General features: G+C 61.6%; 2 protein-coding genes. Both read right to left on the reverse strand.

Annotation, left to right across the window (positions count from 1 at the left end; all coding sequences use genetic code 11):
- Positions 1–350: 350 nt before the first annotated feature.
- Entirely contained in the window at positions 351–719 is a 369-nt protein-coding gene (locus LB547_RS24740) for a hypothetical protein (RefSeq protein WP_140672305.1), read from the reverse strand.
- A 26-nt stretch (positions 720–745) separates the two neighbouring features.
- The coding region (locus LB547_RS24745; RefSeq protein ID WP_181178019.1) for a DUF5801 repeats-in-toxin domain-containing protein at positions 746–10,063 on the reverse strand (9,318 nt) is incomplete at its 5' end.

Consider the following 10,063-nt stretch of genomic DNA (forward strand, 5'->3'; position numbering starts at 1 on the left):
GCCGCCGAAGAGCCGAGCCCTCAGCGCCCCGATCCGTCGCGCTTGCCCTGAGAAGGTATCGCGGTCCGACGAAACGCGGAAACGCCGAACGTCGCCAACGGCACGGTCGGCTGATAGCTCACGAACGCCTTGAATGTCTGTCGCATACCACACTGCGGTTGCGTCACAATGGATCGGCTGCGCCGAGCCGGACGACGGAGGTTGTGCCATGGGAGGCTGCTCCAGCCGGTCGGCGCAAGCCAGCGTGACGACTTGGCCAATGCCGGCCAGGGCGATCGTTGCGGCGATCGCCTTCAGGAGTTGATCCGTCCGCTGCCATGGTGGCCAACAGGCGCAGGTTACCTATCCGGTCAGTGCATGTACTCGACCATGCGATCGTGGAAACACTCGCATTTGTTGAGCGTGTCTTCGTCCTTGTAGTTCGTCTTCAGATAGCCGTAAGCCATGCCGCAGGCGACCTTGGCTTCCGAGGCCCAGACGAAAACCGGCCGGGACGAATTGATCCATTCCGAGCTGTTTGCGACGGCGACCGACTCGTCCATCAGCTTCACCACCTGATCCCTGAGATCGACGATGTTGTCGTTCAGCACCAGGTCGGAGGTGCCGACGACACCGCAATAATCGCCCATGGTTCCTTCGATGATGTCGGCGGCATTGAGGCCCGTCGACAAGATCGACAGCAGACCGGCCCCGAAAGCCACCCGCAAGATTCTGTTCATGTTGCTCACCCCGTTCCTTTCGCCCCTTAGGCCACGTCCTGCTTGGTACCATGGCTGTCGTCATAGAGTATTTTGACTGCTTCGGCCGCACTGTGGAACGTATAGTTCTCCAGCACCGCCACCGTGTGATAATTGTCGCCGCCGCCATTGGTGTCGACCTTGACCTCGGCGTTCGCCGCATTGGCGGAGGACTGCGCGATCTCCACGAAGCCGCCGGCTTCGAGATCGGTGACGCCGGCCAGGCCCTTCAGCAATGCCGTAAGATCGATCTGGTCGCCCTTGGCCCCGTCATGGAAGTCGGCGATCAGGTCGGTCACCTCGAGAGAGCCGATGGCGAAGGTCTTCGTGCCGTCGGAGGCGACGGTCGGCTGTGCGGGGGCACCGAGCGAGGTGTCGAGTTCGACCTCGACATAGTTGCCGGTGGTGCCGTCGGCCATCTGGAACGTGCCGTTGCCTGTCACGGTCTGCCCGTCGATTTCCCCCACGGCGGGGCTGGCCGCCGTGCTGATCGAGACGATACCGTTATCCGCGAGGTGCGACAATTCCCCGGCATCGCTGGCGCCGTTGGTATTGGCGTCCTTCCAGATCAGCAGGCTGTCGAAGGCGGCGTCATTGTGATCGATGACGCCGTCATGATTGCCATCGAGCGAGGCGAGTGCCGCCGCCCCGCTGGCGAACTTGCCGCCGCCGAAGCTCGGCGTGAACAGCTCGGTGCCGTCGTCAATCTTGCCGTCATGGTTGAGATCCACCGCCAGCATGCCGTCATTCGAGGTGTTCCAGGCGATTTGGTCCTTGGCGCCGTCGCCATTGATGTCGAACTGGACACCGTGGCTGAGGTCGGAGAAGGCGAAGCCGTCGTGGTTGAGGTCGAGGATGATCGGGTCGGTGGCGCTGTTGTAGGCGACGAAGTCGGAAACGGTGAGAGCGGCTACCTGGGCTTGAGTGAGTCCATTGATGGTCGCTACTTGGGTGCGGCTACTCGCTGTGCTCCAGTCGGTGTCGAACCAGATCTCCGCGCGATTGTCATTGGAGTCGTACACAACCACGTATGAGTTCGTCGCGTTGCCCGTGGCATTGTCTATGACATTCGAAGCTTGCGCAGTGGTGATCAGGATGACCTTGTTGTCGTCGCTATTGGCAATCCCCGCGATGGTCGTATGGGAGACGAGATCTCCAGCCGCAAATGTCGCGCCGGCCGCCGTTCCGGCTGTGCCAAAATTGACGGCGCCCGTACCTGTACCTTCGAGGAAGCCAATTTTATCAGCACCGGCCACGAAACTATTGATGGTGTCGGTTCCTGCATTCGTAGCAAACCTGAATTGGTCGTTTCCTGCCCCGCCACTCAGTGTATCGTTGCCACCTCCGCCATTGATGATGTCATTGGCCGAACCGCCGGTAATAGTGTCCGCGCTCGATGAGCCGATGATTTTGAAGGCCTCTGTCTGGCTGGACAAGTCGAGTGTGCTTGCCGCCGTCAGCGTAATGTTCTCGATACCCGTGATCTGACCGTCGTTGTTGTCGTTGAAACTGGCGCCGAGTTGCAGTGTGTCGGTTCCACCACCGCCCGCAAGGAGCGTGTCGGTCTGGGTGCCAACAATGATGTCGTTGCCCGATCCGCCAGTAATCGAATCTATGCCAGCCGAACCGGTGATCGTGAACCCCTCAGTCTGGTTGGACAGATCAAGGGTCGCCGCTGCCGTCAGCGTCACGTTCTCGATGTTTACGATCTGCGCGTCAGACGCACTGGTGAAGTTTGCACTGACCCGCAGGGTGTCTGTTCCGCCTTCGCCGTCGATCACATAGTCGCTCTGATCGGCCACGATCATGTCGTTGCCGCCACCAGCCAATATTATGTCGACACCGCCAGCTCCGTCGAAAATATCGCCATTGCCGTCGCCCACAAGGATTTCGTTCGCAGCTGTCCCCGCTATGTCGCCGCCGCCGTTGCGGTTAAAGACTTGCACGCTTGCGGTGTCTGTTCCAGCGCCGTTCGTCGCCGTGTAATCAAAAGTTCCACCATCGGCATTGTTTCCGTCATCGATGTTTATCGCGTTCGACGAATTGTTCACCGTAAGGCCGATGGCGTTTGAGACTGCCGAGATGTCGGTTGCCCCTGTATCATTGTGCAGGAAAGCCCATTCAGGCACAGTGAACTGAACGCCATCGAAATTGGTTCGGACGAAATCGTTGCCAGTTGTAATCTCCATAACGTCAGTGACGTTCACCGTGATCTGCTGCGTGTCCGTGCCGCCGTGGCCGTCCGAAACCTGAACGTTGACGACATAGGAATTGTTGCTGCCATTGTCTGTTGGCGCCTCGAAATTCGGTGCCGAGATGAAGGTGAGCACGCCAGTCGATGCATTGATCGAAAACTTGGCAAAATCCGTGCCTGCGGTGCCGAGGAGCGAATAGGTCAGCGCGTCGCCATTGGCGTCGGTCGCGTTGATGTCAGTCACCGCAGTCGTGTTTTCCGGCACGCTGATGGTGAAATCACTGCCGCCATTGGGTGCGGTGATGACGGGTGCGGCGTTCGGGATATCCAGAACCGTTACCTGCAGATCCGCTCCGGCCGTGTCGCCGTCGCCATCCACCAGGACATAGTGGAATGTCTCGATCTTGTCCGCATTGACGTTCACCGGTGCGGTGTAGTCGTAGTCGCCCGCATGATGGATACCCTCGTCGGCGAAATAGAATGTCAGCTTGCCGCCGGCGCTCGTGCTCACCTCGATCGACTTGCCGTCGTTCGCAAGCAGATGCGCGCCGGGTAATGCGCCGGAAAGGCTGATGGCGTTCGTTCCATTGAACGTATAGGTCGTACCGTCGATCGCAATCGACTGGATGTGGCCGCCGTCAGCGCCAAACGCATCGACGCCAAGGCCATGATCGGCAAGAATGCTGCCCGAGGCGGACGATGGCAGCGCACCCGCCAGCGTCGATGAGAGCTCGGTCGGATCCGTCACCGCTTCGGCAATATCGCCTGGGCGCGAGGCGATCTGCGCCAGGAAATTTGTATTGGCGATATCGCTGAAGCCAAGCGCGAAGACCTGGTTCACTTGGCTGCTGGCGAGGAAATTACTCCAGCTGCTCTGCTCGATCGCATCCAGGCTCGCTCCCGATTGCGGGTCGCCGTCGCTCAGGAAGTAGATGTTGGTGGCGTCGGCCGTGGGATGCGGCAAATTCGCGTAGCGATCGGCACTACTGCTTCTGCCGTCGATCAGGTTGGCGGCGGAGTCATATTGCGTGCCAGCCGAGAGACTATTCGAATTGAACCCGTTTACAGTGTTGATGGCACTCTGGATGTAGTTGCTTTCACCGATCGTGTACTGGCCGACGAGCTCGGCTCCTACTCCGAAAGAATAGATTGTGATCTGGTTGAAGATCACTGTCGAACTGCTCAGGAAATTCTGGACCGCTGCCTGCATGAGTGCAAGCCGGGTAGTGAAACCGCCCGCGCCATCCGGATCGCTGTTCATGCTGAGCGAAAGATCGAGCACGAGGATCGCATTGAGCGTCGGCTTGCTGCCTTCGTCTACTTGCACGGTGTCCGGCCTCGCCACCGGCATATCGTCGTCGATCTTGATGCCGACCGTGCCGTTGGCGTGGTCGCCATTGGAGTCGGTGATGGTGTACCCAAGCGAAAGATTGATGTCGTTCTCGCCGCCGCCTTGCGGGTGATCGACCTCCTGCAGCAGCGTGAAGTTATAGGTCGCCGCTGTCTGGTTGACCTCGATCTTGAAGGCGGCGTGGTTGGCTGCGGCCGTCGCGCCGGACGTGTCGGTCGTGCCGTACAAGGTGTGTGAGGCCGTGTCGTAGTAATAGTGGAGCGCGACACCGTCATGCTTCACTGTGAAACCGCCGTCCATGACGGTGTCGCCATTGGCAACGTCGAAGCTGAGCGAGCCATGCCCGTCCGGCCCATAGCTGCCGAGCGATATGTCCGCGGGGTTCGAAGTCGTATCGTCGCCCGTGCTATTGGTGTTGTGGACGCCCGCGGCAAGATCGTCTTCGTCGACCACGATGCTCGACGAGGTGGCGGTCGGCTGACCGGTGCTGTCGAGCCCGACGGTCAGCGTCGCGGTCGAGGTGTCGCCGTCGCCGTCCTTCAGCGTGTAGGTGAACACGTCGCTGCCGGCCAGGCCGGAGACACGGGTATAGACGTAGCTGCCGTCCTCCTGCAGAGCCAGCGTGCCGAATTGGCCGCTGACGACGAAGCCGCCGCCAGCCACATCGGTGTCCGATCCACCAGAGCCAGTGACGCCGCTGATCTTGGCGCCGTCGGCACCCAGGGTGTCGATACCGGTGCCGGGCAGACCTTCGTTGGTGCCGGCGCCGTCTATCACATTGCCGAGGATCGAGCTGCCTATGATGCCAGTGCCGAAGGAATCGGTGTCATTGTGGGCCGTTGGGCCATCATCGCGTATCGCGATGTCGAGCGAAGAGGTGGTGCTGCTGCCGTCGGTGTCTGTAACGACAACACCGTAGTTCGCAAACACCTGATCCTGGAGGCCACGGTCACCGGGCGTCGCATCCGCCGTTGTATTCGGATGGGTGACATTGTCGAGCAAGGTGAACTTGTAGGTCACCGTGCCGCCGGTCGCGTCTCCGACAAAGCTTGTCACCTGGAGCAATCCGTAGGCCGGGCCGCCCAAGATGGTCACCGGCGCTCCGGGCGAGGCGGCCTGTAACTCCGCCAAGGTCAGCGCTGTGGTCCCGATCGTCAGCGTGACCAGGCCGTCGGGCGATGTGAAACCGAAGGCGCCGGTGTTGCTTTCCGACGGATCGACATTGGTAGCCGGATTGTTGTCGTTTTCGCTAGATCCCGCAGGTTCGCCGCTACGGATATCCAGGCCCTTTTCATCGACGAACGTATCCCCGCCCGAAGCTTGCAGCGTCAGACCGGTAAGCGTCGTCAAGTAGTTGACGTCGACGGTGGTCGAGCCCGCCGTGACCAGATGCTCGTATTCGCTGCCCCCCGACTGCACCGACGCGATCGAATTGGAAATATTCGCCTGGTCGGTGATCTGGGCGTCCGTGTAGGTGTGGGTCACGGATCCTGTTGTAGCGCCGGTGGCGACTGTCACTGTCTCGCCATTGGCCAGCGTGAAGGTCAGTGGTGCGGTCGGTGCGACCGAACCAGGAGTGCCGGTCAGCGTCACCGTATAAAGGATCGAGCCGCCATTTTCCGAGACCGGGATTGTTGAGGACGTGAGCGTCGCCGTCACCGTGTTTGTAGTGTCGGTCACCTGCGCCGTCGCCGTTGCGGCGCCGACCACGAGATGCTCGAAATTGCCACCGCTGGTGTTGATGATGGTCGCGGTCCGGCTCGACGCGTCGAGATAGACGTCCTCGTCATTGCCCGAGGCAATCGTCAGCGTACCGGTGGTCTGGCCGTTCGCGATCGTGATGTCGCCCTGGTCGGTTGTGATCAAGGTCACGCCCTGGGAGGCGTTCGACAGTGTTGCCGTGAAGACGTAGTTGGCCACCGCTCCTTCCGACACCGTCGAGGCGCTAAGGTTGACCGTCGTGTCGTTGGTGGTGTCGTTGATCGCAAAGCCGAAGTTGGCGGTCGACGTATCGCCGTCGCCATCCTTTACGGTGAAGGTGCCGGTTGCGGTGCCTCCAGTAAGATAGACGTCGTCGCCTTGCGCCGTGAATGTGTAGCTGCCATTCGCCATGACCGCCATCGTGCCGTGCTCGAAGGCGATTGGCTGTGAGTAGCCATCGGCGCCGAACACCAGGGTCTTGCCGTTGATCTGCGTCACCGTCGCACCATCGGCGCCGGCGACGAAGTCCAGCACGCCGGTGACCGTTGTGCCCTCGGCGACGTTTTGCGAGGCACTCACACTTGCCGTCGGCGTGTCGTCATCGACATCGATCGACAGCGTGCCGGTGGCCGTGTCGTGGTCGCCGTCGGTGACGGTGTAGTTGACGCCGAACTGCAGATTGTTCTCGTCGTCGCCGGCAGGGTGCTCGATCGCATGAAGCTGCGTGACCGTGTAGGCGCCGGATGTGGTGTCGGCCAGATGCACCTTCAGCACGTCGACGACGACGCTGTTCTGCACCTGGCTGATGATCAGGTCGGTTCCTGAGTTCGAGGTCACCGAGAACCCGCCCGCAACCGGCAGCGTCGCGCCGGTGAGCAGCGTCGTACCGGCGCCGTCGGCGCCATAGCTGTGACCGAGCGTACCGGATGTGTGGGCTGTGTCGGGAGTGACATCGCCGGTGCCATCGGGATTGCCGCCCAGCCCGTCGTCATCGAGCTGGACCTGTGCATTCATCGCTGCGGCCGGCACGTCGTCCGCGACATTGACCGTAAAGCTCTGGGTGACGGAGTCGCCGTCGCCGTCGACGGCCTTGATGGTGAAGCCGAGCGGCAGCGAGGCGTCGCTGCCGCCGGTGTGGTCGTGGTCAAGCGGCTGCCAGAGGGTGAAGACAAAGGTCGGGGTGCCCACGCCGTTCAGGGTCACCATGAAGACGGGATTGGATACGGTGTCGCCTTGCTTGAAGGCGACGAGTTCCTCATCGACGCCATTGGCGGCAAGACGGACTGTGTACTCCAGCGAAACGCCGCCCGAGGTCAGCTCTTCGGGCGCCATGAGAGTGTTGCCGGGACCGCGCGCGAATTCGAGGTGGCTCGATCCCTTGTCGTCCGCATTCCAGTCGATGTTGAGATCGCCGGATGTCGGCTGTACCAGGGGCAGCAGGCTCTCCGACACATTGCCCGTACCCGCGGGGCTGGTGACGACCGGAATGTCGTCGGTGACATGCACGGTGAAGGTGGACGACGTGCTGTCGCCATCCGAATCCGTCGCGGTGAAGTCGAAGGACAGGGCCTTGTCGTTGTGGTCGGCTCCAGCCGGATGGTCGATATTGTCTTGCAGGTTGAACGAATAGTTGCCGTTAGTCTGATCGTTGATCGACACGGTGAAGATGGTGCGGATGACCGAGTTGTGCGTGGCGGTCGCCGTCAGCACGGTGTCGTTGCTGGACAGAGTGTAGGTGATGGCATCGCCATTGGACGTCAGGCCAGCCTGGACGCCGGCCAACGCCGGATTGAAGGTAACCGAGCGGTCGTGAATGCCGCTGTTGGGATTGGCGTCGTCGGCTCCCCACGAGATTCCCAGCGAGCCGGTCGCGGAGGCCGCGTTGAATGCGTTTGTGGAACCCGCTGCGGTGCTTTCCGCCACGGTGGCCTCCGCCGCAGCGATCACTGGCCTGTCATTTTCGACCACAATGTTCAACGTGCCGGCCAGGTTGACGCTGTCGCCGTCGAAGTCGGTCGCCTTGAAGAGCGAGCCGATGTCGATCGCCATCGTCCCGCTGTCGCCGGAATTGAGGCTATGGTCGAGGTGATCGAGCAGCGTCAGCGTAAAGGTGCCGTTGTTGTTGTCCGCAATCGTGAATACGGTGCGACCGTCCGCCGCGACACCATCGACGGCATCGACACCCACAACGAAATGAACCGCCGATCCCCCCGACGACACGCCCGCCTGAGTTCCATTCTTTTCGACGTTGAAGGAGAAAGTCGCGTCGTCATCAGCGCCGATCGAAAGCAGTGGGACGAAGGCCGATGCCCCAAACGTAACCGAGGTTGGCTGGCTGCCGCCTTCCGAATTTCCGCTCGACAGGCCGGTCAGCGTGTCTTCGTAGACGGTCGGAAGATTGGCGCTGCCGTTCAGCGCTACCGGAATGTCGTCCTCGATGCCAATGGTGAAGACGCCGCCGCTGGTGGTGGTGGTCGACGTATAGAGGAAATTTTCGGCGCGGATCTTGTCGCCGCTGTCGAGATCGAAGCGGATCACCAGATGGTCGAACGTGCCCGCCGGGTCGATCGTGACGACTGAGCCGTTGGCCGGCACAGTCATCGTTCCTATCTGGAAACCGGAGCTCCCGGAAACCGGCACGCCGGCGCCATTGTAGGCTTCCCAGGAAATTGTGCCCGAACCGTTGCCGTTGATGGTGAAGCTCACCGCGTCGGTGCCGGGCCGCGAGAAGATGAAGCCCTCATTGTCATGGATATGATTGTCGCCGATGCCGACGCCCTGACCCGAAACGTTGAAGGAATCGCTCCCGGCGCCATTGTTGAAATCGTGAGCCAAGGCTCCATTGAACGTTAGTCCGTCGAACGTAACGCCGCCCACGGTATAGGTGCCGTAATGGCCGGAATGCAGGCTCATGCCTGTTGTGGCTGTCGTGGTCGTCGTCTCGCCGGTGATCGCGATCGTGTCGCCGTCGGCGTCGGTGAACTGGAGCGCATGTGTGAAGTCGAGCACCAGCTTCTGGTTGTCATCGTTGGCGGGGGAGTTCGGCAGGTGGTCGATCTGGTCCAGCAAGGTGAAGGTGTAGGTGCCGTTCGGCTGGACATCGAGGGTGAAGACTTTGCGGTCGCCCGCATCGAGGCCGGGTGTTCCGCTCTCGACATAGCCGGTCAGCACCGTGCCGTCGACGTGGTAGACGATCGCCTCGCCCTTCGATGTCGCCGCCGGCAAGCCAGCGGGGTTCTGGATCAGCGAGAAGGAACCGGGTTCGTCCGCCCCGGCGGAGACCAGCGAGCTCAGCGAACCGGTCGCGACCGTGCCGAGGCCATCTCCGTCGGGATTGCCGACGGAATGACCATTCGAGTTCGCCAGCAAAAGCGCGTCCTCGCCGACATTGCCGGAGACGGTGGCGCTGGTCTGCACCGGAATGTCGTCGAGGACCTGGATCAGGAAGGTCCCGGCGCCAAGGGAGATGGAGTCGCCGTCACCGTCGGTCGCGACGATATACGAGGAAAGATCGATCGGGCTCGTCAGCTGGTTTTCGCCATTGTCTCCGGCCTGGCCGTCCAGCGTGGGATGATCGATCTGATCCTTGAGCGTGAAGACGTAGGAGCCGTCGGCACTCACGGTCAGCCGGAAGACCTCGCGGTCGCCGTCCGAGAATCCGGCGCCGTTTCCTGCCTCGGCATAACCATGCAAGGTGCTCCCATCGGATACGATGAGCACATGCGCGCCCTGCGACGTAAGGCCGGAATCCGCCGGCACGGCCGTCGAGGCAAGATGAAACGCCTGGGCGCCCGGGCCGTCGGCGCCGAAGTCGACGAGCGCGGTCAGCGCGCCGGCAGCGCCCGTGACGGTCGCGGAAAGGCCGATCGCTCCCGTCTCACCCGGCCTGCCGGCATCTGGGTTGTGTCCGGCAAGCCCGTCTTCGTCGACATTCGCCGTGATCGAGGCGGTTCCGACGGCCTTCGGCCCGTCATCCTCGAAGACGATGGTCTGGGAGATGTCGGCGCTTTGTGTGACGTGGTCGCCGTCGCCATCGGTCGCCGTGACGGTGACCGAGACCGAGCCGGCGCCGAGCGCGAT

The sequence above is a fragment of the Mesorhizobium sp. B264B1B genome (assembly GCF_020165765.1).
GTDB lineage: Bacteria > Pseudomonadota > Alphaproteobacteria > Rhizobiales > Rhizobiaceae > Mesorhizobium.